Annotated in this window: 21 protein-coding genes and 1 pseudogene; 13 read left to right on the top strand and 9 right to left on the bottom strand. The window is 72.9% G+C overall.

What is annotated here, in order from left to right:
- The 4 genes and pseudogenes from ACFWVE_RS30070 to ACFWVE_RS30055 form a co-directional block, all read left to right on the top strand.
- Nucleotides 1–151, top strand: a pseudogene (locus ACFWVE_RS30070) (4-hydroxy-3-methylbut-2-en-1-yl diphosphate synthase); the annotation flags it as partial.
- 191 nt (nt 152–342) lie between these two features.
- Nucleotides 343–1,191, top strand: a complete 849-nt coding sequence (locus tag ACFWVE_RS30065) for a GNAT family N-acetyltransferase (RefSeq protein WP_384020712.1) — start codon at nt 343–345, stop codon at nt 1,189–1,191.
- Between the two features lie 38 nt (nt 1,192–1,229).
- On the top strand, nt 1,230–1,793 hold the full coding sequence (locus tag ACFWVE_RS30060; RefSeq protein ID WP_384020709.1) for a GNAT family N-acetyltransferase: 564 nt from the start codon (nt 1,230–1,232) through the stop codon (nt 1,791–1,793).
- A 71-nt stretch (nt 1,794–1,864) separates the two neighbouring features.
- Nucleotides 1,865–3,565, top strand: a complete 1,701-nt coding sequence (locus ACFWVE_RS30055) for a proline--tRNA ligase (RefSeq protein WP_384020706.1) — start codon at nt 1,865–1,867, stop codon at nt 3,563–3,565.
- Nucleotides 3,566–3,631: 66 nt separating this feature from the next.
- On the opposite strand, the gene ACFWVE_RS30050 is transcribed toward ACFWVE_RS30055, so the two are convergent.
- The 3 genes from ACFWVE_RS30050 to ACFWVE_RS30040 all read right to left on the bottom strand — a co-directional run bounded on the left by ACFWVE_RS30050 (nt 3,632) and on the right by ACFWVE_RS30040 (nt 5,663).
- On the bottom strand, nt 3,632–4,543 hold the full coding sequence (locus ACFWVE_RS30050) for an aminoglycoside phosphotransferase family protein (protein WP_384020703.1): 912 nt from the start codon (nt 4,541–4,543) through the stop codon (nt 3,632–3,634).
- A gap of 91 nt (nt 4,544–4,634) precedes the next feature.
- Nucleotides 4,635–5,102, bottom strand: a complete 468-nt coding sequence (locus ACFWVE_RS30045; protein WP_384020700.1) for a ferritin-like domain-containing protein — start codon at nt 5,100–5,102, stop codon at nt 4,635–4,637.
- Nucleotides 5,103–5,105: 3 nt separating this feature from the next.
- Complete coding sequence (locus ACFWVE_RS30040; protein ID WP_384020697.1) at nt 5,106–5,663, bottom strand: hypothetical protein; 558 nt, start codon at nt 5,661–5,663, stop codon at nt 5,106–5,108.
- 252 nt (nt 5,664–5,915) lie between these two features.
- Here ACFWVE_RS30040 and rimP point away from each other — a divergent pair, with 252 nt between their 5' ends.
- The 9 genes from rimP (at nt 5,916) to ACFWVE_RS29995 (ending at nt 17,011) form a co-directional block, all read left to right on the top strand.
- The gene (gene rimP, locus ACFWVE_RS30035; RefSeq protein WP_384020694.1) at nt 5,916–6,473 is read left to right on the top strand and encodes a ribosome maturation factor RimP; all 558 of its coding nucleotides are present in this window, start codon (nt 5,916–5,918) and stop codon (nt 6,471–6,473) included.
- Between the two features lie 2 nt (nt 6,474–6,475).
- Nucleotides 6,476–7,462, top strand: coding sequence for a transcription termination factor NusA (nusA, locus tag ACFWVE_RS30030; protein WP_384020691.1), 987 nt, complete (start codon nt 6,476–6,478; stop codon nt 7,460–7,462).
- Nucleotides 7,463–7,564: 102 nt separating this feature from the next.
- Complete coding sequence (locus tag ACFWVE_RS30025; RefSeq protein WP_384020688.1) at nt 7,565–7,858, top strand: YlxR family protein; 294 nt, start codon at nt 7,565–7,567, stop codon at nt 7,856–7,858.
- Between the two features lie 150 nt (nt 7,859–8,008).
- Nucleotides 8,009–11,110, top strand: a complete 3,102-nt coding sequence (gene infB / locus ACFWVE_RS30020; protein ID WP_384020686.1) for a translation initiation factor IF-2 — start codon at nt 8,009–8,011, stop codon at nt 11,108–11,110.
- Between the two features lie 192 nt (nt 11,111–11,302).
- Nucleotides 11,303–11,596, top strand: coding sequence for a DUF503 domain-containing protein (locus tag ACFWVE_RS30015; protein WP_384020683.1), 294 nt, complete (start codon nt 11,303–11,305; stop codon nt 11,594–11,596).
- 64 nt (nt 11,597–11,660) lie between these two features.
- Nucleotides 11,661–12,119, top strand: a complete 459-nt coding sequence (rbfA, locus tag ACFWVE_RS30010; protein WP_384020680.1) for a 30S ribosome-binding factor RbfA — start codon at nt 11,661–11,663, stop codon at nt 12,117–12,119.
- Nucleotides 12,116–13,021 (top strand): tRNA pseudouridine(55) synthase TruB, encoded by a 906-nt coding sequence (truB, locus tag ACFWVE_RS30005; protein WP_384020677.1) that lies wholly within the window; start codon nt 12,116–12,118, stop codon nt 13,019–13,021. The genes rbfA and truB overlap by 4 nt, the downstream gene beginning before the upstream one ends.
- A gap of 262 nt (nt 13,022–13,283) precedes the next feature.
- On the top strand, nt 13,284–15,890 hold the full coding sequence (locus tag ACFWVE_RS30000; protein ID WP_384020674.1) for a serine protease: 2,607 nt from the start codon (nt 13,284–13,286) through the stop codon (nt 15,888–15,890).
- A 167-nt stretch (nt 15,891–16,057) separates the two neighbouring features.
- On the top strand, nt 16,058–17,011 hold the full coding sequence (locus tag ACFWVE_RS29995) for a bifunctional riboflavin kinase/FAD synthetase (RefSeq protein ID WP_384020671.1): 954 nt from the start codon (nt 16,058–16,060) through the stop codon (nt 17,009–17,011).
- 34 nt (nt 17,012–17,045) lie between these two features.
- Here ACFWVE_RS29995 and ACFWVE_RS29990 read toward each other — a convergent pair whose 3' ends face one another.
- The 6 genes from ACFWVE_RS29990 to ACFWVE_RS29965 all read right to left on the bottom strand — a co-directional run bounded on the left by ACFWVE_RS29990 (nt 17,046) and on the right by ACFWVE_RS29965 (nt 26,125).
- Complete coding sequence (locus ACFWVE_RS29990) at nt 17,046–18,119, bottom strand: ABC transporter ATP-binding protein (RefSeq protein ID WP_384020668.1); 1,074 nt, start codon at nt 18,117–18,119, stop codon at nt 17,046–17,048.
- Nucleotides 18,116–19,126 (bottom strand): ABC transporter ATP-binding protein, encoded by a 1,011-nt coding sequence (locus ACFWVE_RS29985; RefSeq protein ID WP_384020665.1) that lies wholly within the window; start codon nt 19,124–19,126, stop codon nt 18,116–18,118. The genes ACFWVE_RS29990 and ACFWVE_RS29985 overlap by 4 nt, the downstream gene beginning before the upstream one ends.
- A complete protein-coding gene (locus ACFWVE_RS29980; RefSeq protein WP_384020662.1) occupies nt 19,123–20,076 on the bottom strand; it encodes an ABC transporter permease in 954 nt (317 codons plus the stop codon). The genes ACFWVE_RS29985 and ACFWVE_RS29980 overlap by 4 nt, the downstream gene beginning before the upstream one ends.
- The gene (locus ACFWVE_RS29975; protein ID WP_384020659.1) at nt 20,073–21,155 is read right to left on the bottom strand and encodes an ABC transporter permease; all 1,083 of its coding nucleotides are present in this window, start codon (nt 21,153–21,155) and stop codon (nt 20,073–20,075) included. Before ACFWVE_RS29975 ends, ACFWVE_RS29980 begins: the two co-directional genes overlap by 4 nt.
- Before the next feature lie 18 nt (nt 21,156–21,173).
- Entirely contained in the window at nt 21,174–23,081 is a 1,908-nt protein-coding gene (locus ACFWVE_RS29970; protein WP_384020656.1) for an ABC transporter substrate-binding protein, read from the bottom strand.
- Nucleotides 23,082–23,380: 299 nt separating this feature from the next.
- Nucleotides 23,381–26,125 carry an AAA family ATPase gene (locus ACFWVE_RS29965; protein WP_384020653.1) on the bottom strand — a complete coding sequence of 915 codons (2,745 nt, stop codon included), beginning with the start codon at nt 26,123–26,125 and terminating at the stop codon, nt 23,381–23,383.
- Nucleotides 26,126–26,469: the final 344 nt, after the last annotated feature.

Below are 26,469 nucleotides of genomic sequence, written 5' to 3'. Positions count from 1 at the left end.
GGGGCAGATCTTCGTGAAGGGCGAAGTGATCAAGACCGTCCCGGAGTCGAAGATCGTGGAGACCCTCATCGAGGAAGCCATGAAGATCGCCGAGCAGATGGAGGCCGACGGCGTGACCTCCGGTGAACCCCGGATCTCGGTCGCCGGCTGACGAAGCCCGCCAGGCCGCCGTACCCGCCACGCCGCCAGGCCGGTCTGCCCGCTCGGGCCGACCGGCCCTTCGGTGCTTCCCGCCCGGGAAACCCCGGGCGGGACCGTTTCCCTCCCGCGGGGCGGCAGCACACAAATTCGGCGGGTACAGTGCGGAAACCAGCAGACCCAAGTGTGTGAGGCCCCCCGCACGTGTTGACGCAGACCACCTCCCGGGTCCTCGCACCGAGCGACCTGGACGCCGCCCTCGCCATCCTCGACCGCGAGCCGGTGGCGAACGCCTTCGTGGCATCCCGGGTGCAGGTCGCGGGCCTGGACCCGTGGCGTCTCGGTGGCGAGATGTGGGGCTGGTACGAGGGCGGCATGCTCACCTCCCTGTGCTACGCGGGCGCCAACCTGGTCCCCATCTGCGCCACCCCCCGGGCCGTCCGCGCCTTCGCCGACCGCGCCCGCCGGGCCGGCCGCCGCTGCTCCTCCGTCGTCGGCCCCGCGACGCCCACCGCCGCACTGTGGCGGCTCCTCGAACCCCAGTGGGGCCCCGCCCGCGAGGTCCGCGCCCACCAGCCCCTGATGGTCACCGACCGCCTGCCCGACGACATCGCCCCGGACCCCTACGTCCGCCGCGTCCGCAAGGACGAGATGGAAAAGATCATGCCGGCCTGTGTGGCGATGTTCACCGAGGAGGTCGGGATCTCCCCGCTGGCCGGTGACGGCGGCCTGCTCTACCAGGCCCGGGTCGCCGAACTCGTCGGTGCCGGACGCTCCTTCGCCCGCTTCGACGCCGACGGCAAGGTCGTCTTCAAGGCCGAGATCGGTGCCGCCACCGACCGCACCTGCCAGATCCAGGGCGTATGGGTGGCCCCCGAACACCGGGGCAGGGGAGTCGCCGCCCCCGGCATGGCGGCCGTACTCCGCTACGCCCTCGCGGACGTCGCCCCCGTGGCGAGCCTCTACGTCAACGACTTCAACACCGCCGCGCGCCGGACCTACCAGCGGGTGGGGTTCCAGGAGGTCGGCGAGTTCATGAGCATCCTGTTCTGACTCCACGGTCTCCCACAGCCCCCTGTAGTCTCCCCGGCATGCTGCGCTTTCCCGGTCACGGGCCCCGCCCCGACGACATCGTGATCGGCCCTCTCGACCTCGCCGCCCACGTCGACGAGGCGCTGGCGGTCCAGGCGAAGGCGTTCGGCCTCGGCCCCGACGAGGTGGCCGTACGCCGGCAGATCGTGCTGCGCCACATGACCCTGCCGGGCGCCAGAGCCTTCGGGGCCACCGTCGCCGGCCGTCTCGTCGGCTTCGTCTACGGCATGCCCAACGACCGCGCCCACTGGTGGTCCACGGTCGTCGAGCCACATCTGCGCGCCCGGGGCCACGACGACTGGCTCGACGGCTCCTTCGTCATCACCGAACTCCACGTCCACCCGCGCCACCAGAAGCACGGCATCGGCCGCTCCCTGATCACCACGATCACCGACGGCGCCGAGGAGCCCCGCTCGATCCTCTCCGCCATCGACATCGAGAGCCCCGCCCGCCGCCTGTACCGCTCCCTCGGCTACGACGACCTCGCCCGCCGCGTCCACTTCCCCAGCGCCCCCAAGCCGTATGCCGTGATGGGCGCCCCTTTGCCACTCCTTCGCCGATAACGATTTCCACCGTCCGGTCCCGCCCGGCTAACCTCCCGTCATCACCCAGACGCAGCAGGAGTACGAGAATCATGGCGAACACACCGGTCCAGCGCATGTCCCAGTTGATGGCGAAGACGCTGCGCGACGACCCGGCGGACGCCGAGGTCCTCAGTCACAAGCTGCTCGTCCGCGCCGGCTATGTACGCCGCACCGCCGCCGGCATCTGGAGCTGGCTGCCCCTCGGCAAGAAGGTCCTCGCCAACGTCGAACGCGTCGTCCGCGAGGAGATGGACGCCATCGGAGCCCAGGAGGTACTCCTCCCCGCCATCCTGCCGCGTGAGCCCTACGAGGCGACCGGCCGCTGGGAGGAGTACGGCCCCGAGCTGTTCCGCCTCCAGGACCGCAAGGGCGGCGACTACCTCCTCGGCCCCACCCACGAGGAGATCTTCACCCTCCTGGTGAAGGACCAGGTGTCCTCCTACAAGGACCTGCCGGTGACCCTCTATCAGATCCAGAGCAAGTACCGCGACGAGGCCCGCCCCCGCGCGGGCGTCCTGCGCGGCCGCGAGTTCCTGATGAAGGACTCCTACTCCTTCGACCTCGACGACGAGGGCCTGGGTCAGTCCTACGGTCTGCACCGCCGGGCGTATCAGCGGATCTTCGAGCGCCTCGGCCTCGACTACCGCATCTGCGCCGCCATCGCCGGTGCCATGGGCGGCTCGAAGTCCGAGGAGTTCCTCGCCCCCGCCGAGGCCGGCGAGGACACCTTCGCGGACTGCCCGAACTGCGACTTCGCCGCGAACACCGAGGCGATCTCCTACGAGCTCAAGCCCGTCGACGGTTCCGCCGTGCCGGCCGCCGAGGACATCCCGACGCCCGACACCCCCACCATCGAGACCCTCGCCGCCTCGCTCGGCGTCCCCGCCTCGGCCACGCTGAAGAACCTGCTGGTCAAGGTCGACGGCGAGATCGTCGCCGTGGGCGTCCCCGGTGACCGGGAGGTCGACCTGGGCAAGGTCGAGGCGCACTTCGCCCCGGCCGCCGTCGAACTGGTCACCGCCGAGGACTTCGTCGGCCGCCCCGACCTGGTGCGCGGCTACGTCGGCCCGCAGGGTCTGGAGAAGGTCCGCTACATCGCCGACCCGCGCGTGGCACCCGGCACCGCCTGGATCACCGGGGCCAACAAGGCCGACACCCACGCCAAGAACGTGGTCGCCGGCCGTGACTTCGAGGTCGACGCGTACGTGGACGTCGTGGTGGTCGACGAGGGCGACCCCTGTCCCCGGTGCGGCACCGGACTCCGGCTCGACCGCGCCATCGAGATCGGCCACATCTTCCAGCTGGGCCGCAAGTACGCCGACGCCATCAAGCTCGACGTCCTCGGTCAACAGGGCAAGCCCGTCCGCGTCACCATGGGCTCCTACGGCATCGGCGTCTCCCGCGCGGTGGCCGCCCTGGTCGAGCAGACCGCCGACGACAAGGGCCTGTGCTGGCCCAAGGAGGTTGCCCCGGCCGACGTCCACGTGGTCGCCGCCGGCAAGGCCCTGCAGACCGAACTCGCCCTCGACGTCTCCGGCCGGCTCGCAGCCGCCGGCGTCCGCGTCCTGGTCGACGACCGCGCGGGTGTCTCGCCGGGCGTGAAGTTCACCGACTCCGAGCTGATCGGCGTCCCGCAGATCCTGGTCGCCGGCCGCCGCTCCGCCGAGGGCATCGTCGAACTGAAGGACCGCCGCACCGGCGAACGCGAGGAACTCACCGTGGCCGAGGCGATCACCCGCCTCACGGCCTGACCACACCACCACCAGGAGCCCGCGCGGAACCGTCTCCGGCGCGGGCTCCGGCGTTCCCGCGCGGTGTCAGAGCCAGCTCGCGAACTCCAGGAGCAGCTCCGCGTCCCGGTCGCGGCCGACGCGGCGGGCGCGTACGCCGGACTCCACCGCGCGGAACAGGGTCCAGCCGCGCAGACGCGCCTGGTCGATCTCCAGGGACTCCGCCAGGCGCTTCACCCGGCGGCGGGTCGTCGCCGCGCCGGACGGCTGGGCGACCAGGTCCTCCACCCGGTCGCGGACCAGCCGGGCCAGGTCGAAGGCGCACTCCCCGACCACCGGGTCCGGGCCCACCGCCAGCCACGGCATCCGCTCGGCGGAAAGCACCTTGCTCTGCCGGAAGGTGCCGTGCAGCAGCCGGTGCTCGGGCGGCCCGGCCAGCAGTTCCTCGCGGGCCGCCAGCGCCGCCGAGACCAGCGACGTCACCTCCGGGTCGCCGGCGGCACCCGTCCGCATGGCCTCGGCCTGCCGGCCGGTCCGCTCGGCCACCGTCTCGAAGACGTGAGGGGTGTCCCCGGCGGGCGGCTCCACCCACAGCCGCCGCAGCGTCCCGGCGGCCTCGAGCAGTGCCTTCGCCTCCGGCAGGGACCGCACCGAGACATCCGGATGCAGCCGCTCCAGCAGCAGCGCCCCGTCCGCGGCGAAGGGCTCCAGCAACCGGACCGCGCCCAGGCCGTTCCAGTGGGCCAGCGCGGCCCGCTCGCTCTCCGGCCGGGCCCGCGCCGGGGCCAGCTTCAGCACGGCGGGCAGGTCGTCGGCGGTCCGCACCAACACCACCAGGCTGCTGCGTCCCCCCGGCACCTGCACCCGTTCCACGGTCAGCCCGCGCAGTGCGACGGCCTCGCGCGCCGCCCCGGGCAGCTTCTCCAGCCAGTCCGCACCGCCGTCGGGAGCCGTCTCACCCAGTGCCCTCACCAGACGCTGCGGCGGTTCGAAGACCATGCGCGAGTCGTTCCCTTCGTACCCTTCGTGCTGTGCGCGGCACCTGCCGCCGTCCCTTCACACCGCCCCGGCACGCCCGCGCGCGGTCCCGTCACACCGCAGGCGTCGACGGAGCCCCCGAGGACGGTTCGGCCCGCTCGGCGAGTCCAGGGAAGGCTACGCTCTCCCCGCCCCAGCGCACCGCCCGCACCGCGGCCTCCCGCAGCGCCTCGGCCGCCACACGGCGCCGCTCGCCCCCGCTCGCGCGCACCAGGTCCGCGTACACCCCGGCCACCCGGTTCTCCAGCTCCGTCGCGAGCCGCACGGCCGCGGGCGAGTCCGGCACCTGGAACGGCAGCGCGTACCCCGCGGCCGCCGCCACGGGCTCGGCGCCGGTGTCCTTCACCTCGCGCACCAGCGTGTCCCGACGCGCGCGGTGCGCGTCGTACGCCGCGCGCGCGTCCGCACGCCGGTTGTCGGCGATCAGCCCGCCGACGACCCCGTAGCCGTACACCGCCGCGTGCTCCGCCGCCAGGGCACCCTGCAGCGCCCGCAGCTCCCGGTCCTTCGCCTCGCTCACCCGTCAGCCCTCCGTCAGCAGGAACACGTGTGCGGCCCCGGCCGCCGCCACCGAGGCCAGCAGCCTGGCCAGCTCGGCCGGCGCGTCGAGCAGTGCCTCCAGACGCCGGTCGGCGATCTCCCGCTCGGCGGCGGCGAGCCCGGCGAGGGCGTCCTTCTCCTTCGCGGGCACCGGCACCGGCACCGGCACCGGTGACGAGGCGGACGGCCCTGCCCCGGTGGGCGCCGGCGACTCGGGCGAGGGCGACGCCGCACCCGCCGAGGTCTCGAAACTCTCGAAGGCCTTCGCGTGCCGCACGGCGTCCTCGCGCAGCGGACCCAGCCGCTGGGCGAGCCCGGCGTGCGCCGCGATCACGGCGTCGTACCGCTCGGCCAGCTCCCTGCTGTCGCGCGCCGCACGCGCGCGTGCCCGCTCGCCGGCCGGGGGACGGCTGCCGGCGGTGGGGCCGGAATCCTCGGCCGCGGCGGAACAGCCCGCCGCGAACAGGGCCGCCGGGGCGACGGCGAGCAGGCTCCTTCTGCGCGGTCCCGTACGGGCGCGCGGAGCGTGGGGGAACGGCACGGCAGACGTCCTCGGGGGCTCGTACGGAACGTGGCGACGGAAGTGGGACCCCCAGGCGCTGTCGCCGTACTCCCGTCTGCCGGGCGACGGCAGGGCCCGGTCCCGTGATCACGGTACCTGTGCATCTCCCCGACGGCGCTCAGCGGCACCCTCCGTGACCGGGTGGACGGCATCACCCCCCGCGACCGGATACCCTTTGACCAGACACGCGCCCCACACCACAACAGCACACGCGGCCGAGGAGTCACCCGGATGAGCAGCACCCAGAGCGAGAGGCTTCGAGAACTTCTGGAACCGCTCGTCAGCTCGCAGGGCCTCGATCTCGAGGAGGTCGCCGTGGACGCGGTCGGCCGCAAGCGGGTGCTGCGCGTGGTCGTGGACTCGGACTCCGGCGCGGATCTGGACCGGATCGCCGATGTGAGCCGCGCGCTCTCGGCGAAGCTCGACGAGACCGACGTGATGGGCAGCGGCGAGTACACCCTCGAGGTCGGCACCCCGGGCGCCGAGCGCCCCCTCACCGAGCACCGGCACTACGTGCGCGCCACGGGCCGCCTGGTGAGCTTCCGGCTGACGACGGGCGACGAACTGACCGCCCGGATCCTGCGCACCGACGACGAGGGCCTCGACCTCGAAGTGCCCGGCGTCAAGGGCCGCAGGCCCACCGCGCGCCGGCTCGCCTTCGACGGGATCGGCAGGGCGCGCGTCCAGGTCGAGTTCAACCGCAAGGACGACAGGTACGCCGCGCAGGACGCGAACGACGTCGTGCACAACACCAACGACACCAACGACGAGACGGAAGAGGAGGCGTAGCCGTGGACATCGACATGAGCGCCCTGCGGGGTTTGGTACGGGAGAAGGAGATCTCCTTCGACCTGCTGGTCGAGGCAATCGAATCGGCCCTCCTCATCGCCTACCACCGCACCGAGGGAAGCCGCCGCCACGCGCGCGTGAAACTCGACCGGGAGACCGGACACGTGACGGTGTGGGCGAAGGAGGACCCCGAGGACCTCGACGAGGGCCAGGAGGCCCGAGAGTTCGACGACACCCCGTCCGACTTCGGCCGTATCGCCGCCACCACGGCCAAGCAGGTCATCCTGCAGCGCCTGCGCGACGCCGAGGACGACGCGACGCTGGGCGAGTACGCCGGCCGTGAGGGCGACATCGTCACCGGCGTGGTCCAGCAGGGCCGCGACCCGAAGAACGTCCTGGTCGACATCGGCAAGCTGGAGGCCATCCTGCCGGTGCAGGAGCAGGTGCCCGGCGAGACCTACGCGCACGGACTGCGGCTGCGCAGCTACGTCGTCCGGGTGGCGAAGGGCGTGCGCGGCCCGTCCGTCACCCTGTCGCGCACACATCCCAATCTGGTGAAGAAACTCTTCGCCCTGGAGGTGCCGGAGATCGCCGACGGCTCGGTGGAGATCTCCGCCATCGCCCGCGAGGCCGGCCACCGTACGAAGATCGCCGTCCGCTCCACCCGGTCCGGGCTGAACGCCAAGGGCGCCTGCATCGGCCCCATGGGCGGCCGCGTACGCAACGTGATGGGCGAGCTGAACGGCGAGAAGATCGACATCGTCGACTGGTCGGACGACCCGGCCGAGATGGTGGCCAACGCGCTCTCCCCGGCACGCGTCACCAAGGTGGAGGTCGTGGACCTGGCGGCCCGGTCCGCCCGGGTGACCGTGCCGGACTACCAACTGTCCCTGGCGATCGGCAAGGAGGGGCAGAACGCCCGCCTGGCCGCCCGCCTGACCGGCTGGCGGATCGACATCCGGCCGGACACGGAACAGCCCGGGGAATAGATCCAAGCCGCCGCGCGCTGAAATCACGACAGTCTTGTGCGCGGCACGTGTTCGATGCTTGCCCCATAGGGGTGAGGTCGGTCCGGGGAGGTAGACTGAGGAATGTCTGGCCGGACACCTACCCGCGCACGCCCAGAGCGCACCTGCGTGGGCTGCCGGGAGCGAGCGGTCAAGAACGAACTGCTGCGGATCGTGACGATCGAGGATGTGTGCATCCCCGATCCACGCGGTACGCTGCCCGGTCGGGGCGCGTACGTGCACCCCGCCCCGGTCTGTCTTGACCAGGCGGTGCGCCGAAGGGCGTTTCCGCGGGCGCTCCGCGTCCCGGGACCGCTCGACGTAAAGGCGTTGCGCCACTACGTCGAGCAGGCACAGGGTTGCGACAGCAACCCGTAAGAAGACATGCCGTGCGGAACCCCCCGTGCGGCCTGGTACCTCGCGAGTCGAAAGCAGGTCGAGATTGCGATGAGCACTCGATGAGTACGCGATGAGTACGCCCATGAACTAGCGACGGTCCGGACGCAACCCGGACCTCAGAGGAGCGAAGTGGCTAAGGTCCGGGTCTACGAACTCGCCAAGGAGTTCGGTGTCGAGAGCAAGGCCGTCATGGCCAAGCTCCAGGAGCTCGGTGAATTCGTCCGTTCGGCGTCTTCGACGATCGAAGCGCCCGTAGTACGCAAGCTGACCGACGCGTTCCAGCAGGGCGGGGGCAACGGCAAGTCCGGTGCCAAGCCCGGCGCGCCCAGGAAGGCCGCGCCCAGGCCCGCGCCGTCCCCGGCGCAGGCACGTCCGGCAGCACCGCGGCCGCCGGCCGCACCCAAGCCCGCCGCGGCCCAGCCCGAGGCCCAGCCCGCGGCCCAGCAGCCCGCGGCCCCGTCGACGCCCGCTCCGGCGACCCCCGCCGGTCCGCGTCCGACGCCGGGCCCGCGCCCCGCGCCGCGTCCGGCACCGGCGGCCCCGGAGTTCCAGGCCCCGCCGGCCGCCGCTCAGGCTCCGTCCCCGGCTCCGGCTCCGGCTCCGGCCGGACCGAAGTCCGGCGCGCGTCCCGGTGCCCCCAAGCCCGGTGGTCGTCCCGCCGGTCAGGGCGGTCAGAGTGGTCAGGGCGGCCGTCCGGCCGGTCAGGGGCAGCGTCCCGGTGGCGGCGGTCAGCGTCCGGGTGGACGCCCGGCCGGCCCGCGTCCGGGTAACAATCCCTTCACCTCCGGTGGTTCCACCGGTATGGCCCGCCCGCAGGCGCCCCGCCCGCAGGGCGCGCGTCCCGGCGGTCCCGGCGGTCCCGGTGCCCCCGGCGGCGGTCCCCGTCCCCAGGCCCCTGGTGGCCAGGGCGGTGGCGGTCCGCGCCCGCAGACTCCGGGCGGGCAGCGTCCCTCCCCGGGCTCGATGCCGCGTCCGCAGGGCGGTCCCCGTCCCGGTGGCGGCGGCCCCGGCGGTCCGCGTCCCAACCCCGGCATGATGCCGCAGCGTCCGGCTGCCGGTCCCCGCCCCGGTGGCGGTCCCGGCGGTGGCCGTGGTCCGGCCGGTGCCGGTCGTCCCGGCGGCGGTCGTCCCGGTGGCGGCGGCGGTTTCGCCGGTCGCCCGGCCGGCCCGGGTGGCGGCGGTGGCGGCGGTCGTCCCGGTGGCGGCGGCGGTTTCGCCGGTCGTCCCGGTGGCGGCGGCTTCGGTGGCGGCGGTGGCCGTCCCGGCTTCGGCGGCCGTCCCGGCGGTCCCGGTGGCCGTGGTGGCACGCAGGGCGCCTTCGGCCGTCCCGGCGGTCCGGCCCGTCGTGGCCGCAAGTCGAAGCGGCAGAGGCGCCAGGAGTACGAGGCCATGCAGGCCCCGTCGGTCGGCGGCGTGATGCTGCCCCGCGGCAACGGCGAGAGCATTCGCCTGTCGCGCGGTGCCTCGCTCACCGACTTCGCGGAGAAGATCAACGCCAATCCGGCGTCGCTCGTCGCGGTCATGATGAACCTCGGCGAGATGGTCACCGCGACCCAGTCCGTCTCCGACGAGACGCTCCACCTCCTCGCCGGCGAGATGAACTACACGGTTCAGATCGTCAGCCCGGAGGAGGAGGACCGCGAGCTGCTCGAGTCCTTCGACCTGGAGTTCGGCGAGGACGAGGGCGGCGAGGACGACCTGGTGGTCCGTCCGCCGGTCGTCACCGTCATGGGTCACGTCGACCACGGCAAGACCCGCCTCCTCGACGCCATCCGCAAGACGAACGTCATCGCGGGCGAGGCCGGCGGCATCACCCAGCACATCGGTGCCTACCAGGTCGCGACCGAGGTCAACGAGGAAGAGCGCAGGATCACCTTCATCGACACCCCGGGTCACGAGGCGTTCACCGCCATGCGTGCCCGTGGTGCGCGGTCGACCGACATCGCGATCCTGGTCGTCGCGGCCAACGACGGCGTCATGCCGCAGACGGTCGAGGCGCTCAACCACGCCAAGGCGGCCGAGGTCCCGATCGTCGTCGCGGTCAACAAGATCGACGTCGAGGGCGCCGACCCGACCAAGGTGCGCGGTCAGCTGACCGAGTACGGCCTGGTGGCCGAGGAGTACGGCGGCGACACCATGTTCGTCGACATCTCCGCCAAGCAGGGTCTGCACATCGACAGCCTCCTGGAGGCCGTCATCCTCACCGCCGACGCCTCGCTCGACCTGCGGGCCAACCCGACGCAGGACGCGCAGGGCATCTCGATCGAGTCCCGGCTCGACCGCGGCCGCGGTGCCGTGGCGACCGTCCTCGTGCAGCGAGGCACCCTGCGGGTCGGCGACACGATGGTGGTGGGCGACGCCTACGGCCGCGTGCGCGCCATGCTCGACGACAACGGCAACAACGTCGCCGAGGCCGGCCCGTCGACGCCGGTCCAGGTCCTGGGCCTGACCAACGTCCCGGGTGCGGGCGACAACTTCATCGTCGTCGACGAGGACCGTACGGCCCGTCAGATCGCCGAGAAGCGCGCCGCCCGTGAGCGCAACGCCGCGTTCGCCAAGCGCACGCGCCGCGTGTCGCTGGAGGACCTGGACAAGGTGCTCAAGGCCGGCGAGATCCAGCAGCTGAACCTGATCATCAAGGGTGACGCGTCCGGATCGGTCGAGGCCCTCGAGTCCTCGCTGCTCCAGCTGGACGTCGGCGAAGAGGTCGACATCCGCGTCCTGCACCGCGGCGTCGGTGCGGTCACGGAGTCCGACATCGACCTGGCGATGGGCTCGGACGCCATCGTGATCGGCTTCAACGTGCGCGCCGCCGGGCGGGCACAGCAGATGGCCGAGCGCGAAGGCGTGGATGTCCGGTACTACTCGGTCATCTACCAGGCGATCGAGGAGATCGAGGCAGCCCTCAAGGGCATGCTCAAGCCGGAGTACGAAGAGGTCGAGCTCGGCACGGCGGAGATCCGCGAGGTCTTCCGCTCGTCCAAGCTGGGCAACATCGCGGGTGTTCTCATCCGCTCCGGCGAGGTCAAGCGCAACACCAAGGCGCGCCTCCTCCGCGACGGCAAGGTCATCGCGGAGAGCCTCAACATCGTCGGTCTGCGACGCTTCAAGGACGACGTCACCGAGATCCGGGAAGGCTTCGAGGGCGGTATCAACCTCGGAAACTTCAACGACATCAAGGTCGACGACGTCATCGCGACCTACGAGATGCGCGAGAAGCCGCGGGCGTAACACCCCACGGTGTGTGCCGGCCGGCGGGACCCCTGTCCCGCCGGCCGGCTCGTGCGTCCGGGGCCGGCGGACCGGTCGGCGGAGCGTAATATCCGTCGATCGGCACGCCCCTTCGATGTACGGTTCTGATGTCCCTGCCCACCACGGACGGCGGGGGCACCGATCCCGTACCGGCGGGTGAACCGGTTGTGCATGTATGTGGGGACGCTGTCCTTCGACCTCCTCCTCGGCGACGTCAGGTCGCTGAAGGAGAAGCGCTCCGTCGTCCGCCCGATCGTCGCCGAACTCCAGCGGAAGTACGCGGTGAGCGCGGCCGAGGTGGATCACATGGATCTCTACCGCAGGGCCGTCATCGGCCTGGCGGTGGTGTCCGGCGACGCGGCGCACCTGACCGACGTACTGGACCGGTGCGAGCGGCTGGTCGCCGGGCGCCCCGAGGTGGAGCTGCTGTCCGTCGGACGGCGCTTCCACGGCGAGGACGACTGACGAATCCAGCCCCGGGAACGCGGGGCTTTGACAACGCGGACAGGAAAGAACGGGAGACGGACCAGTGGCCGACAACGCGCGGGCGAAAAGGCTGGCGGACCTCATCCGAGAGGTGGTGGCCCAGAAGCTGCAGCGCGGGATCAAGGACCCGCGGCTCGGCACGCACGTCACCATCACGGACACCCGGGTGACGGGTGACCTGCGGGAGGCGACCGTCTTCTACACGGTGTACGGGGACGACGAGGAGCGCCAGGCCGCCGCGGCGGGCCTGGAGAGCGCCAAGGGCGTCCTGCGCTCCGAGGTGGGACGGGCGGCGGGCGTGAAGTTCACGCCGACCCTGGAGTTCGTCATGGACGCGCTCCCGGACACCGCGCGCAACATCGAGGACCTCCTCGACAAGGCGCGCCAGTCCGATGCCAAGGTGCGCGAGGCGTCCGCGGGCGCCACGTACGCGGGCGGGGCCGACCCGTACCGCAAGCCCGAGAACCCCGAAGACGCCGAGACGGACGACACCGCCGAATGACCCAGAAGCACACCACACCCGACGGCCTTGTCATCGTCGACAAGCCGTCGGGCTTCACTTCGCACGACGTGGTCGCCAAGATGCGCGGCATCGCCCGGACCCGCCGCGTCGGCCACGCCGGCACCCTCGACCCGATGGCGACGGGCGTCCTCGTCCTCGGCATCGAGCGGGCCACCAAGCTCCTCGGCCACCTCGCGCTGACCGAGAAGGAGTACCTGGGCACCATCCGGCTCGGGCAGAACACCCTCACGGACGACGCCGAGGGCGGGCTCACCTCCTCCACGGACGCCTCCGGGGTCACCCGCGAGGCCGTCGACGCCGGGGTGGCCCGGCTGACCGGCGCCATCATGCAGGTGCCGTCAAAGGTCAGCGCCATCAAGATCGACGGCGTGCGCTCCTACAAGCGGGCCCGCGAGGGCGAGGAGTTCGACATCCCGGCCCGGCCGGTCACCGTCTCCTCGTTCACCGTGTACGACGTCCGCCCGGCCGTCGCCGAGGACGGCACGCCGGTGCTCGACCTGGTCGTCTCCGTCGTCTGCTCCTCCGGCACGTACATCCGCGCCCTCGCCCGCGACCTGGGCGCCGGCCTGGGTGTCGGCGGTCACCTCACGGTGCTGCGCAGGACCCGCGTCGGCCCGTACAAGCTGGACACGGCCCGCACTCTCGACCGGCTCCAGCAGGAACTGACCGTGCTGCCGATCGCGGAGGCCGCCGCGGCGGCCTTCCCCCGCTGGGACGTCGACGCCCGGCGTGCCCGGCTGCTCACCAACGGCGTGCGCCTGGAGATGCCCGAGGAGTACGCGGGCACCGGCCCGGTCGCCGTCTTCGACCCCGAGGGAAGCTTCCTCGCCCTCGTCGAGGAACACCGGGGCAAGGCCAAGAGCCTGGCGGTCTTCGGCTGACGTCCGGCGCTGCCGGGTCCGCCCGTGGAGCGGTGTCACGGGGATTGCATGCCGCCGCTCCACGGTCCCCCTCGGTTCCCCCACCTCCAGAGTGTCCACTTGAGGCTGTCCGTTCACCCGTAAGTGCAGGCGCTCGGAGTGAGCGGGGGAGTGGAAGGGGGGCGCGTTTGCCGAGGGTGCTGTTTCGCTGATCATCCGGCCCTACTGTCGAGGCCGAGGCAGTCGAAGGCACGGCACGAAGGCACGGCATGAAGGTTCGACGATGACGTCGCGCGATCCGTCCCGTCATGAGCGGGACCCGCTCCACGCCCCGGCCGGCCGGGGCCCGGGACACGCCCCTCCGGCGCGGCGGGAACCGTCACCCGCCGAGGTCCTCGTCCGCGTCCAGGACCTCGCCGGCCGCCCGCGCGGCCTCGCCTTCGCCGCCGACCACCGCGGCACGCTGGTCACCAGCCACGAGGCCGTCGACGGCCTCCCCGGCCTCGTCCTGCGCGCCCCCGGCGACCGCCACCGCGTCGTGGGCGCAGACGCCGTCACCCCGCTGCCCGAGCTCGGCCTCGCGCTCCTGCGTGCCGAGGGGCTCGGCGTCGACCCGCTGCCCGTCACCGCGCGGGACCGCGTCGACAGCGGCGCCTACGTGCGGATCGCCGCCGGATGCTGGCGCGAAGCGCGTGTACTCGGCGCGGCCACCGTGACGTACACCACCACCGGGCGCTGCCACACCCTCGACGACGCGCTGGAACTCGCCATCGGCACCACCGGCCGCGACGCGCTGCGCACCGGCGGCGGAGCGGCCGGCGGCCCGGTGCTCGACGCCGTCACCGGCGCCGTCCTCGGCGTCCTCGGCACCGCGCTCCACGCCGGTGGCCGCGACGGCGGCTTCGCCGTGCCGCTCCGCCCCGCCCCGGGCCCTCTCGCCGCACTGCTCGCCGAGAACGCGGCGACGGTCCCGGCGTACGGCACCGACCTCAACCTCGCCGGCGTGCTGGAACTCACCGCCACCTCGGCCGGACAGGACGGCCCGTCGGGCGCCCTCGGCCCCGGAGACGTCGTTCCGGTGGAACGAGCTTCCACCACCGCGGAGTTCACCGCGTTCGAGCGCGGCCCGGCCGCGGTCCTCGGCCTCGTCGGACCGCCCGGCAGCGGCCGTACGACGGAGCTCGCGGCGTTCGCCGCCCGCCGTCACCGCGTCGGCGGTCCCACGCTGTGGCTGCGCGGCGCCGATCTGCGGGAGGACGACCTCTCCGTCGCCGACGCGGCCCGCCGGGCGCTCGACCGGGCCGCCCGCATCGTCGCCGCGTCCCGCACCCTGTTCCCGGCCGGCCCCGAAGGCCTCGGCGACACCGGCCCGGCGCGCCTCGCCGACCTGGCCCACGGTGTCGGCCGCCCTCTGCTGCTCCTCCTCGACGGCCCCGAGGAGATGCCGCCCGTCCTGGCCGGCCGCCTGGCCCAATGGACCGACGGGACGGCGCGGTGGCTGCGGCGGACCGGGGCGCGCCTGGTGGTGGGGTGCCGTGCGGAGTACTGGGAGAGCGCGGGCACGCTCCTTCCGGCGGAGCTGCTGCACCGGCGCAGGGGCGAGTCCTCGGACGGACCCACCGCCGAGGGCCTTCCCGCGTGTGTGCGGCTCGGCGACCTGACCGCGGACGAGGCCATCGAGGCGCGGGCCCGCTACGGCATCCCGGAGGGCTCCCCGGCCGACACCCGGCATCCGCTGACGCTCCGGCTGCTCGCGGAGGTCAGGGCCGCCCTCGCCGACGCCCCGGACGCCCCGGACGCCCGCGCGGACCGCCACGACGTCCTCTCCGCCCACCTGGACCTGATGTGCCTGCGCGTGGCCGTACGCCTCGCCGCCGGGAGCGGACTGCGCGGCACCGCCGTACGCCGGCTGGCCGCCAGGGTCTCCGGACAGGTGCACGAGGCCGCCCGCCGCAGCCTCGGCCCCGGGCAGGGCGGGCTGGACCGGGCGGCGTTCGAGGCGGTGTTCCCCTGGGGGCCCGCTCCGGCCGCTCTGGGCGGCGGCACCGGCTGGGCCTCCTCCGTACTCGCCGAGGGCCTCCTCGTCCCCGCCGGGAACGGCTACCGCTTCGCCCATGAGGAACTCGCCGACTGGCTCCAGGGCACCCACCTGGACCTGGACGGCGCCCTGCGCACCCTGGTCCACGGTGGCCTCGGCGCCCCTCGCGATCCCGGCCTCGCCCCCGACTCCGACCGCGTCCCCGTTCCGCACCACCGCGTCGGCCCCGTCGTGCAGGCCATGCTGCTGCTCGCCCGGCAGCACGGCACCGGCCCACTCGCCTCCCGGCTCGCCGGCCTGGTGCACGCCCTCGACGCCGGCACCGGCTCCTGGTGGGCCGCCCGGCTGCTCACCGAGACCCTCGCGCGCGTGCCCGACGCCGCGCCCTACACCGGGGTGCTGCGGCTGCTGGCCGACCGCATCGTGGCCTGGCGGCAGCAGCGCCGGCCGGTGCCCGGCGAGCTGGGCCCGACCTTCTGGACCGCTCTCCCCCTGCCCCTGGAGACCGGCTTCGAGCTGCTGCGCGGGCTCGTCCACGCCGACGGCCCCCCGCGCGAGACCGGCCCCCGCTTCCTGGACGCGGCCTCCCGCCTGTTCAGCGCCGACCCCGTCGCCGTACTCCCGCACCTTGTCCGGTGGTTCGAGGACGAACGGCCGCTGCCCGCCACCCCGCACGCCACGGTCGCGACGGCGGCACAAGCACTGCTGCACACCCACCGGCACCGAGCCCCGGACGTCCTGACCGAGGCACTCGCCGGCAGTCCGCACCGGCGGGCCGGACAGCTGCTCGGTGCGCTCGCCGAGGAGAACCCCTCGGTGGTGTGCCGGGCCGGAGCGGGTGCCCCCGCCTGAGAGCCCGTCCGGTGGATCATGCCGGAGACGCGACGGGGAGTGCACAGCGTCACAGTGCCGGAGCGCCGGTGCCGATGCGAGCCGACGGCGGTCGGCATGGCACCCTTAGACCTGCGCAGGAGAAGTCCACGGACTCGGCCCGACAAGGTTTCGACAAGGAGCAGGCAGTGCAGCGCTGGCGTGGCTTGGAGGACATTCCCCAGGACCGGGGGCGCAGCGTCGTCACCATCGGTTCCTACGACGGAGTCCACCGCGGGCACCAGCTGATCATCAGGCATGCCGTGGACCGTGCCCGGGAACTGGGCGTCCCCGCGGTCGTCGTCACCTTCGACCCGCACCCCAGCGAGGTCGTCCGCCCCGGCAGCCACCCGCCGCTGATCGCCCCGCACCACCGCCGCGCCGAACTCATGGCCGAGCTGGGAGTGGACGCGGTCCTGATCCTCCCCTTCACCACGGAGTTCTCGAAGCTGTCGCCGGCCGAGTTCGTGGGGAAGGTCCTGGTCGACAAGCTGCATGCCAAGGCGGTCGTCGAGGGCCCCAACTTCCGCTTCGGCCACCGGGCCGCGGGCACCGTGGACTTCCTCGCCGAACAGGGCAAGGTCTACGACTTCGAGGTCGAGGTCGTGGATCTGTACGTCAGCGGTGAGGCGGGCGGCGGCGAGCCCTTCTCCTCCACGCTCACCCGCCGCCTGATCGCCGAGGGCGAGGTCGAGGGTGCCGCCGAGATCCTGGGCCGCCCGCACCGGGTGGAGGGCGTGGTCGTCAGCGGCGCCCGGCGCGGCCGTGAACTGGGCTTCCCCACCGCCAACGTCGAGACGCTCCCGCACACCGCGATCCCCGCCGACGGCGTCTACGCGGGCTGGCTGCAGGCTCAGGGCGAGGCCATGCCGGCGGCGATCTCCGTCGGCACAAACCCACAGTTCGACGGCACCGAGCGCACGGTCGAGGCGTACGCCATCGACCGCGTCGACCTGGACCTCTACGGCCTCCACGTCGCCGTCGACTTCCTCGCCTTCGTCCGCGGCCAGGCGAAGTTCGACTCGCTCGAGGCGCTGACGGAGCAGATGGCCGCGGACGTCAGGCGCTGCAAGGAACTGGTGGCAGCGGCCGAGAGGCCGTAGGCAGGCACGCGGGACCCGGGCGGCCCCGAGCGGGTCACGCTTCGCGTGCGTGCGCCCAGTGGCAGGCCACCTGGCCGCCCCCGCCCCCTCCGCCGTCGAGGATCTCCAGGTCCCGGGTCCGGCACGCGTCCGCGACGCCCGCCCGGTCCGCCTCCCCGCCGAGCAGGACCTGGCAGCGCGCGTGGAACCGGCAGCCCTCTGGAACGCGGGTGGGATCCGGGGGCTCGCCGGTCAGGACGACCGGGGCGCCCGGGGCCTTCGGGAGTACCGACAACAGGGCCTGGGTGTACGGGTGCCGGGGCGCGGTCAGCACCTGCTCCACCGCCCCGGTCTCCACGATCCGACCGAGATACATCACCGCGACCCGGTCGGCGATGTTCCACGCCAGCCCGAGGTCGTGCGTGACCACCAGCGCGGACAGGCCCAGCTCGGCACGGAGCCGCAGCAGCAGGGCCAGGATCTCACCGCGTGCGGAGGCGTCCAGGGAGGCCACCGGCTCGTCCGCGACGAGGAGTTCGGGCTCCAGGACCAGCGCGCCCGCGATCACCACCCGCTGGCGCTGACCGCCGGACAGCTCATGCGGGCAGCGCAGGAAGAAGCGTTCCGGCGGCCGCAGCCCGGCGTGGGAGAGGGCCTGTGCGACCGCCGCCCGCTCGTCACCGCGGTACCCGTGGATGCGCAGGCCCTCGGCCACCGCGTCGTACACCGCGTGCCGGGGGTTGAGCGAGCCGCTCGGGTCCTGCAGGACCAGCTGGACCCGCTTGCGGTACGCCTTGAGGGAGCGGCCGGAGTAGTCGAGCGGTCGCCCGTCGAAGGAGACGTGTCCCGCGGTCGGCTCGACCAGGCCCAGCAGGGTGCGGGCCAGGGTCGTCTTGCCGCAGCCCGACTCGCCCACCAGGGCGACGATTTCACCGGGCCGGATGTCGAGATCGACGCCGTCCACCGCACGGGCGGGCGGAACGCCGTGCCGCCCGGGAAAGGCGACCCGCACCGCTCGGGCGCTCAGCAGCGGGGAGCCGGTGAGGGCGGGGGAGCCGGGGGAGCTCGGGGTGCTCGAAGAACCGGGGGATCCGGAGGGGTCGGGGGCGGCAGCGGGGGAGGCCGTCATGGGGTGGTACGCCTCACTTCCTCCAGGGGCAGGTGGCCCCGTGGCTCCTCGGCCACGTCCTCCGTGACCCGTACGCACGCCGCCCGTCGTTCCGGCCCCGCCCCCCGCAGCGGCTGGTCGTCCTCCGCGCAGGACTCCAGGACCACCGGACAGCGCGGATGGAACGCGCACCCGGCCGGCAACGCCGACGGGTCCGGCGGATCGCCCGCCAGACCGCGCGGCGCGAACCGCGACGCCGGGTCGCCGATACGGGGGAACGCCGTCGACAGGGCACGGGCGTACGGGTGCCGGGCGGCCTCGTGCACCTGCCGCGCCGGACCCTCCTCCACCACCCGGCCCGCGTACATCACCGCGAGCCGGTCGCAGGTGTCGGCGAGGACCGCCAGATCGTGACTGATCATGATCAGTCCCACGGCCCGGTCGGTCACCAGCTGTTCGATGAGCCGCAGGATCTGCGCCTGGATCATCACGTCGAGCGCGGTGGTCGGCTCGTCCGCGACGATCAGCACCGGATCGCAGGCCAGCGCCATCGCGATCATGACGCGTTGGCGCTGACCGCCGGACAGCTCGTGCGGGTGGTCGGCCGCCCGGGCGGCCGGCAGGCCGACCTGCTCCAGCAGCTCGCCGGCCTTCTGGCGGGCCCCCGCCGGGGTCGCCCTCCGGTGCAGCAGGACCGGCTCGGCGATCTGGTCTCCGACGCGGTGCACGGGATTGAGGGAGTGCATCGCGCCCTGGAACACGATGGAGGCCCCGGCCCAGCGGACCGCCCGCAGCCGGCCCCACTTCATGGCCAGTACGTCCTCGCCGTCCAGCAGGATCTTCCCGCCGGTCCGTGTCCCGGACGGCAGCAGCCGCAGCAGCGCCAGCGCGAGCGTCGACTTGCCGCAGCCCGACTCCCCGGCGATGCCCAGCTTCTGCCCGGCCTCCAGACGCAGGTCCACCCCGCGCACCGCGGCGGCCCCGCCCGTGTACGTCACCGTCAGGTCCCTGACGTCGAGCAGACTCAACGGGACACCCCCAGCCTGGGGTCGAGAACGGACTCCACGGCGCGCCCGCAGAGCGTGAATGCCAGTGCCACCATGGCGATCGCGATGCCCGGCGGCACCAGGTACCACCAGTGCCCGGCGCTGACCGCACCCGCCTCCCGCGCTTCCTGGAGCAGCCCGCCCCACGACACCACCGTCGGGTCACCGAGCCCGAGGAACGCCAGGGTCGCCTCCGCGAGGATCGCCGCGGAGATGATCAAGGTCGTCTGCGCCAGCACCAGCGGCATCACATGGGGCAGCACATGGCGCGACATCACATGCCAGTGGCCGCCGCCCAGCGCCCGAGCGCGTTCGATGTACGGCCGGGTCTCCACCGCCAGGGTCTGCGCGCGCACCAGCCGGGCCGTCGTCGGCCAGGTCGTGACCCCGATCGCCACCACGATCGTGACGAGCGACCGGGACATCACGGTGGCCAGCGCGATCGCCAGCACCAGCGTGGGCATCACCAGGAACCAGTCGGTGACCCGCATCATCACCGTCGCGTACCAGCCCCGGAAATGCCCCGCCGTCACCCCGATCAGAGTGCCGATCGCCACCGACAGCACGGCGGCGAGCAGCCCCACGAGCAGCGACACCCGCGCACCCTGGATCACCAGACCGAGCAGATCACGCCCGAACCGGTCGGTCCCGAAGGGAAAACCGGCGCTCGGGCGCTCCAGCGGGCTGCCCGGAGCGTCCGTCACGTCGTCCACGTCGGAGCCGACCAGGAGAGGGGCGGCCAGGGCCGGCAGCGCGAAGAGCAGGAGCGCGGCCAGGCCGACGACGCCGGACCGGTGGGTGCGGTACTGCCGCCAGAAGCGCACCGCCGAGGCCCTGCGCCGCCGCCACGCGAGCGCGCGCGGACCACCCAGGGGGGCCGTGGCGCTCGCGGCAGCCGGTGTCCTGGCCGTCGTACCGTCGTCCGTCGTCATCGGCCCACCCGGGGATCGAGCAGTGGATAGATCAGATCGGCCAGCGTGTTCATCGCGATGACCGCCGCCGCGAACACGAAGAACAGCCCCTGCACCAGCGGCAGATCGGGCACGCTCAGCGCCTGGTAGAACAGCCCGCCGAGCCCCGGCCAGGAGAAGACCGTCTCCACCAGGATCACCCCGGCCACCGTCCGCCCGAGGTTGATGAAGATCAGCGTCACCGTCGGCAGCAGCGCGTTCGGCACCGCGTGCCGGCGCCGGACCAGGTCGTCACGGAGCCCCTTGGCGCGCGCGGTGGTCAGATAGTCGCTGCCCATCTCGTCCAGCAACGCCGACCGCGTCACCAGCAGCGTCTGCCCGTACTCCACCGCCACCAGCGTCACCACCGGCAGGACCAGATGGTGCGCCACGTCCAGGACCCGGGTGAAACCCTCCTCGCCGCCCGACTCCATGCCGCCGGTGGGGAACAGTCCCGGAATCGGTCCGATGCCCACCGACAGCGTGATGATCAGCAGCAGCCCGAGCCAGAAGGACGGGATGGAGTAAAGAACCAGCGCCAGCCCCGTGTTGACCCGGTCCCCGAGCCGCCCGTGCCGCCACGCCGACCGGGTGCCGAGCACGATGCCGAGCGCCGTGTAGAGGACGAAGGCCGTACCGGTGAGCAGCAGCGTGTTCGGCAGCGCCTCGGTGATCTTGTCGGCCACCGGCGCGTTGAACTGGTACGACGTGCCCAGGTCGCCGGTGAGCGCCTTGCCGCAGTAGTTCGTGAACTGCTGCCACAACGACACGTCCAGCCCGAACTCCCTCCGATAGGAAGCAAGTTGTTCGGCCGATACCTGGCGGCCGCCGGTCATGAACTTCACCGGATCGCCCGGGACCAGCCGGAAGAGGAAGAAACCGGTGACGAGGACGGCCAGGAGGGACACGGCCGCGCCGGCCACCTTGCCCGCCACATACCGCGGATACGCGGTGGTGCGCGTACGCGGCCCGGGGGAGGCCGCCGGCCCGTCCTTCACCGGACCGGCGGCCACCCCCGTCCCCGGGCCCTCGATCGGAGCGGATGTCGCGTCGGCGGTCATGAGTACCCGTCCGCCCGTCTACTCGCGGTCCTCGGCCGTGGCCCGCCGTCGCATCACCACGAACACTCCGAGGCCCACGAGGACGACGGCACCCGCCGCGATCCCGACGACCACACCCGTCGACGACGAACCCCCAGCACCCTCGGCGGAGTCCGCCGGCACCGCGGACCACCAGCTCCAGTAGCCGTCCTGGCCGTAGATGTTGCCCGCCTTCGCCGGCATCGTGGTGATCGACTCGATCCGGTCGGTGCGGTACGCCTCGACCGCGTTCGGATACGCCATGACGTTCATGTACCCGAGGTCGTACAGCCGCGACTGCATCTGCCGGACGAGGTTCGCCCGTTCGGCGGGGTCGTACTCGGCCAACTGCCGTGCGTACAGCTCGTCGTACTTCTTGTCGCAGATGAAGTTGTCGGTCGCACCGGTGTCCTCGGGCGTCGCCGGGAGTGCCCCGCAGGTGTGGATCGACAGGACGAAGTCGGGGTCCGGGTTGACCGACCAGCCGTCGAAAGCGAGATCGTACTCACCGGCGAGCCAGGGATCGGTCACGTTGTCCAGGCAGTCGAGTGTGACCCCGATGCCCAGATCGCCCCACCACTCCTCGAGGTACTTGCCGATGGCCTTGTCGTTCGGGTCGGTGGCGTGACACAGGATCCGGTAGTTCAGCGGCTTGCCGTCCTTGCCGGCGCGCTTGCCGTCCCCGTTCCGCACGAGGCCCGCCCGGTCGAGGAGTCGGGCCGCCTTCCCGGGGTCGTACGCCAACTCCTGGCCGGCCGAGGGCTCCCAGAAGTAATCGGTGTAGCGCGGCGGGATGTACCCCGCGCCGTCCACCGCGTGGCCCTGGAACACCTTGTCGACGACGGCCTTCCGGTCGACCGCCATGAACAGCGCGTTGCGCACCCGCTGGTCCAGCAGCGAGGGATGCCCGTCGCCCATCTTCTCGCCGTTCTTCGCCTTCGCCCCAGGATTCGTCGCCAGGGCGTAGAAGCGGCGGCCGGGCGCGTCGTTGACGCGGATGTTCTTCTCGTCCGCGAGCGAGGCCGCCTGTGCCGGCGTCAGGGACGGCGACCCGGCGACGAACGACACCTCGCCCTTGCGCAGCGCGGACACCGCCGCGTCCTGGTCCTTGTAGTACCGGAAGAGCAGTTCGTCGAACTTCGGGGCCCCGCGCCAGAACTCCTTGTTGGCCTCCAGCCGCACGTAGCTGTCGGCCTTGTAGCCGGTGAGGACGAACGGTCCGTTGCCGACGACGGGGAAGTCCTTGTCGTTGTTGAACTTGGAGAAGTCGTCGACCTTCTCCCACACATGCCTGGGCACGATCGGCACGTCCAGTGCCGTCATCGTGGCCTGCGGCTTCTTCAGCCGGATGACCAGCTCGGTCGGGCTCGGCGCCGTGACCTCCTCGAAGTTGGCGACGAAGCTGCCGTTCGCCGTGGCCGCGCCCTCGTCGGTCATCATCGTGTTGAACGTCCATGCCGCGTCCTCGGCGGTGGCCTGCTCGCCGTCCGACCACTTCGAGTCGGAGCGGATGGTGTACGTCCACGTCAACTTGTCCGGGGACGACTCCCACTGGGTGGCCAGCCCCGGGACGACGCGGTTGTCCTCGGGGGCGTAGTTGGTCAGATACTCGTACGTGAGCCGGTGCATGCTCGTACTGAGCAGCCGCACCGCGAGGAACGGACTGAGCGAATCGACGCTCTGCGCCACCGCGACCGTCAGCGTCCGCTTCCCGTCGTCGGCCGCCCGGGCCTGCCGCGGCGCCGGGTCGAGCGGGGTCGTGAGCCCGGCAGTGAGGACGAGCGCTGCCGCACCGGCCGCCGCGGCGAGCCGCATGCGGCGGGGCACCGCACCCCGCGTACGGGTCCGGTGCCGGGTGCGGGAACGCCTGTCGTCGTGGTGACCGCCGTACTGATCGTTCGTGTCCATGGGCCGCTGACCTCGCGTCATCGCTCGTACGGGAAGGACGGGCTGATCAGGTGAGTGCTGAGTGTGTACCAGCGGCATCTGTGGGCGTCAACGGCGCACGCACCCCATGTGGCCTGCGGAAACAACGAATTGACGAGCCCTGTGCGCCCAATGGTCGAGACCACTGACGCGCTCCTGGCCAGCGCCTGACGCCGTGCTGCGCCCCGGAGACGGGGACGGCCCGCACCGTGTACGAACGGTGCGGGCCGACAACGGGACCGGTCCCTCGAAAGGGGCCGATCGGGTGACATGCGGGGCGGTTACTGCTGCGGAGGCGCCGCCTGAGGAGGCGGAGTCTGCCCGCCTCCGGGCTGACCGTGCTGACCGGGTCGGCCGTGCTGATCCGTCCCGCCCGGCTGCGGATAGCCGTAACCGGGCGGCTGGGGATAGCCGTAACCGGGCGGCTGGGGGTACGGCCGGTCCGGAGCGGCCTGCGGATGTCCCTGGCCGGGGTGTGCCGGAGGCTGACCGTGACCCGGCTGCGGGTAGGGCTGTCCCGGGGGCGGGGCGTACGGCCGGCCGGGCTGCGGCTGCTGGGGGTGTTGCGGCTGCTGATGGGGGTGCGGCTGCTGGGGGTGCGGTGCCTGCTGGCCGGTGTAGGGCTGCCCAGGGGCGTACTGGTCCGGGACGTACTGACCCGGGGCGTACTGGCCCGGCAGCGGCGGGGCGGCGACCGGCGGCGGGTTGCCGTCGGAGGTCCACAGACCGTGCGACTGCTGGTGCCGGACGAAGTCCTCGGCCACCAGCGACGCGAGGTGGAAGTACGACTCCCGCACCTTCGGCCGCATCATGTCGAGGTCGACCTCCGCACCGGCGGCCAGATGCTCGTCGAACGGTACGACGATCACGCCGCGGCATCGCGTCTGGAAGTGCGACACGATGTCGTCAACCTTGATCATCTTGCCGGTCTCGCGCACACCCGAGATGACCGTGAGCGACCGCGACACGAGATCCGCGTACCCATGGGCCGACAGCCAGTCCAGCGTCGTACTGGCGCTGCTCGCACCGTCCACGGACGGCGTCGAGATGATGATGAGCTGATCGGCCAGGTCGAGCACCCCCCGCATGGCGCTGTAGAGCAGGCCCGTACCGGAGTCCGTGAGGATGATCGGGTACTGCCTGCCCAGGACGTCGATCGCCCGCCGGTAGTCCTCGTCGTTGAACGTCGTCGAGACGGCGGGGTCCACGTCGTTGGCGATGATCTCCAGACCGGAGGGCGCCTGCGAGGTGAACCGCCGGATGTCCATGTACGAGTGGAGGTGCGGGATCGCCTGCACCAGGTCACGGATGGTGGCCCCGGTCTCCCGCCGCACCCGGCGGCCGAGCGTACCGGCGTCGGGGTTGGCGTCGATCGCGAGGATCTTGTCCTGCCGCTCGCTGGCGAGGGTGGCCCCGAGCGCGGTGGTCGTGGTCGTCTTGCCGACGCCGCCCTTGAGGCTGATCACGGCGATCCGGTAGCAGGAGAGCACCGGAGTACGGATCAGCTCCAGCTTCCGCTGCCGCTCGGCCTCCTCCTTCTTGCCGCCCAGCTTGAAACGTGACCCGCCCGCCACGGGACGGCTGCTCTTGGCCCTCTGTTTCCGGCTGTTGAGCAGCCGGTCCGACGAGAGTTCCACGGCGGCGGTATAACCGAGCGGCGCGGCACCGGGGTTGGTCGGCTGCCGCTGGTCGTGCTGGATCGGCTGCGGCCAGGCGGCTCCGGCACGCGGATCGACGGGTGGCCGGCCGGCCTGCGGAGGCTGGGGTGCGGTGTGCGGCGGTTGGGCGGTGGCCTGCGAGGGCTGCGGGGCATGCGCCTGCTGGAGGGGGAACCCCTGCTGGGCGGCCTGCGATTGCTGTGGCTGAGCCTGCGGGGGCACGCCGGGCTGCTGTGGCTGAGCCTGCGGGGGCACGCCGGGCTGCTGTGGCTGAGCCTGCGGGGGCACGGGCTGCCGTGGGTGCTCCTGCGGTGCCGGCGGCTGCTGCGGGAAGCCGTAACCGCCCGGCTGAGCCGGGGGAGTCGGGGCGGCGGGGGCAGGCGGGGCGGTCGGGGCGGTGCCGGCGGGCGGGAAGCCGTAACCGGCCTGGGGGCCGGGGAGGGGAGCGCCCGGCTGGGGGAAGCCGTATCCGGCCGGCGGAGTGGCCTGCTGCACCGGCGGCTGCGGCTGGAACGGAGGCTGCTGCGGCTGTTGCGTGGGCGGGGCGGGTGCCTGATGCGGCGGCGTCGGTCCGCCCGGCGCGTTCCAGGCGGCGGGCGCGGGCTGCGGAGCCTGTGGCTGGAACGGAGGCTGCTGGGCAGGCATGCCCGCGTCCACGTCCGCCGGCCGCCCCGGTTCCGGGGCGACCGGCGCCGGGGGCGCTGCGGGAACCTGCGGCGACTGCTGCGGCTGTGCCGGCCACTGGCTCGCCGGCGCCGGCGCGGCGGGGTACGACGGGGGCGGCACGACCGGCGGTGCCGGGGGAATCCAGGCCTCCGGGGCCGAGGTGCCGGACGCGGCAGGCACGGCGTCCTCGGGCTCGCCGACGGCGCGGGACGCGGAACGCACCGCGTCGTCCGCGGGTTCGTCCACCGGCTCGTCGTCCGCCGGCTTCGCGTCCTCGGGCTCGGGCGCGTCCGCCTCGGCCGTGGTCTCCGTCCCGGGCTTCTGGGGCTCCGCCTCCGACTCGTGCTCGTCGAAGTCGTCGCTGGCGTCGCGCTCGTCGCCGTCATCGGCCTCCGCGGACGGCTCGGGGACATCGGCGATGTCGGTGTCGTCCTCCTCGACGCCGTCCTTGGGTTCGCCCGTGTCCTCGGCGCTGTCTCCGGCACGCTCACCGTTGTCGTTCGAGTCCTGCTCGTCAGCGGGCTCCTGCCACGTATCCGGCTCCGCGTCCGTCTTCGGCCCGGCGGGGACGGACGCGGCTTCGGCCTCACGGTCCTGGATCTCCTGCTTCAGCGCGGCGGCGGAGAAGCGGATGGTGGCACCGCTCTCGAGGTCACCGCTGCCGAAGTCCCGGTCGAACCCACCGGCCGGAAGATCCGGCACAGCCGCAGGCGAAACGGAGCTCGGCGCCGGCGTGGGCGCCGACGGCGGTCCCGGCGTCGGCTCGAACCCGCTGCCCACCGGAAGCCGCGGTACGGCACCCGGCCCCCCGGACGGCGGAGCGGGCGGCGTGAACGACGCCCCCGGCGCGGGAGCCGGCGGGGTGGAAGGAACGCCCGGCGCGGGCGCGGGCGGGGTGAAAGGCGACCCTGGTGCCGGCGCCGGAGGGAGGGACGAAGGCCCCGAGGCACCGACCGCGTGCGGCGGCGGAGTCAACCCGGGCAACGGCGGAACAGGCCTCGGGGAAAAGGAAGAAGAGGACGAGACATCGGCTCCCGGCCCTGCCT

The organism is Streptomyces sp. NPDC058632 (genome assembly GCF_042717095.1).
Classification (GTDB): domain Bacteria; phylum Actinomycetota; class Actinomycetes; order Streptomycetales; family Streptomycetaceae; genus Streptomyces.
This window is presented reverse-complemented; position numbering and strand designations above follow the sequence as displayed.